We start from the raw sequence: 1,563 nt of genomic DNA, 5'->3' as shown, positions 1-1,563 counted from the left end.
TCAGGGTGGCGCGGTCGAGCGCCACGCCCTGACCGGCGAACATCTGCGCTTGCCGGTACAGCGGCAGATGCCAGGCGAACTTCGCCACCACGACATGGGCGACCAGGGCGGTGGAGGCCATGCCGCCGTCCACGACCCGCGGCCGGGCCGGAGCCTGGACCGGGTGGCCGGCGCAGGCCCGGCAGACGTACTTGGGCCGGATCGTGCGCAGCACGCGCACGATGGCGGGGATGACGTCCAGCGCCTCCGCGACATCCTCGCCGATCCGGTGCAGCCGCCCCGCGCAGCAGGGGCAGGTGGTGCTCTCCGGCTCGATCACCCTCTCCACCCGCGGCAGATGCCGGGGCAGCGCGCCGACGTTCCGGTTCGCCGGCCGCCGCGGGCGCTCAGGGGCGGCCCGGCCGGCGTTGTCGTTGGCCGGCGGCGCGGCCTCAAGGGCGAGATCGCCGAGATCGAGGAGGCCCTGTTGGGGATCGATCACCGTCGCCTTCTCCGACCTGGCCCCGAAGATCAGCGCCTTCAGGATTTTCACCTGCTCCTGCAACGCCGCCTTCTCGGCGGCGAGGCGACGGACCATGCGGGCCAGTTCGGCGGGGTCCTGAGGGAGCGGATCGGGGGGCGGCGGCATGCGCCGGAGTATACCGGGAAGACCCGCCAAAACCCAAGCGAATCAACGCATTCAACCCATCCAGCGCGGCTTCTTGACCGGTGGCGGCGAGGCCGTTTGCCACGCCAGTCCGTCGAGCAGAAGCGCGAACTGCACCGCGCTCAGACGGATCGCTCCATCCTGGACCGGCGGCCAGGAGAAACGGCCGGCTTCCAGCCATTTTGTTGCGAGAATCAGCCCGCTGCCGTCCCAGACCAGGATTTTGAGCCGGTCCTTGCGTTTGGAGCGGAAGACGAAGACGTCGCCGCAATAGGGATCGGCCTTCAGCGCCTCGGCGACCAAGGCGACTAGGCCGTGGACGCCTTTGCGGAAGTCGATGGGCTGCGTGGCGACCATGACCCTGAAGTCGGGATGTGGCGTGATCACCCTCGCCCCCGGGCGGCCGCGATGACCGCCGCCGCAAGGCCGGGATCGACGGCGCCATGGAACACCAACCGCCCGCTGCGCAGGTCCATTTCGATGCGGCTTGGCGGCACCTCCCGAGGTGCCGGGCGGCGATCCTCCGGGGGAGCGGGTGTCGTTTCCTCGACCATCGTGACCGGGACGAACAAGGGCGTCTGCACCGGGGGCGCCTCCGCGACGACGCCCGCCGCCCGGCGCCAGACCGTGAGCAGGCCGCGGTTCACCCCGTTGCGTCGCGCCACGTCGGAGATGTTGGCGCCCGGCGCCGCGCTCTCCGCCACGATGCGCGCCTTCTCCTGTGCCGTGTACGAGCGTCGCTGTCGGCGTCCCGTGATCACCTCGACCCGTCGATACGGCCTGCCTTCATCCATGGCTTCAAGCCTGGGATGAAGTCTGGCGCCATCCTCCATCGTACCCTCCGCGTCCCGTGAGCCCGCGCGCAATCTCGATCACGGAACCCGGTTCGGGAAGAAGGGGGCGTTCGTAACGCTTAC

Annotated in this window: 3 protein-coding genes; all 3 read right to left on the bottom strand. The window is 70.1% G+C overall.

Annotation, left to right across the window (positions count from 1 at the left end):
• Nucleotides 1-628, bottom strand: a 628-nt coding sequence (locus ACFPMG_RS15465) for an IS66 family transposase zinc-finger binding domain-containing protein (RefSeq protein WP_376995988.1), incomplete at its 3' end; no start/stop codon positions are given.
• Between the two features lie 51 nt (nt 629-679).
• Nucleotides 680-1,033 carry an IS66 family insertion sequence element accessory protein TnpB gene (tnpB, locus tag ACFPMG_RS15460; RefSeq protein ID WP_376995987.1) on the bottom strand — a complete coding sequence of 118 codons (354 nt, stop codon included), beginning with the start codon at nt 1,031-1,033 and terminating at the stop codon, nt 680-682.
• Complete coding sequence (gene tnpA / locus ACFPMG_RS15455) at nt 1,030-1,479, bottom strand: IS66-like element accessory protein TnpA (protein WP_376995985.1); 450 nt, start codon at nt 1,477-1,479, stop codon at nt 1,030-1,032. Before tnpA ends, tnpB begins: the two co-directional genes overlap by 4 nt.
• Nucleotides 1,480-1,563: the final 84 nt, after the last annotated feature.

Source organism: Azospirillum himalayense, assembly GCF_042657465.1.
GTDB classification, from domain to species: Bacteria; Pseudomonadota; Alphaproteobacteria; order Azospirillales; family Azospirillaceae; genus Azospirillum; species Azospirillum himalayense.
This window is presented reverse-complemented; position numbering and strand designations above follow the sequence as displayed.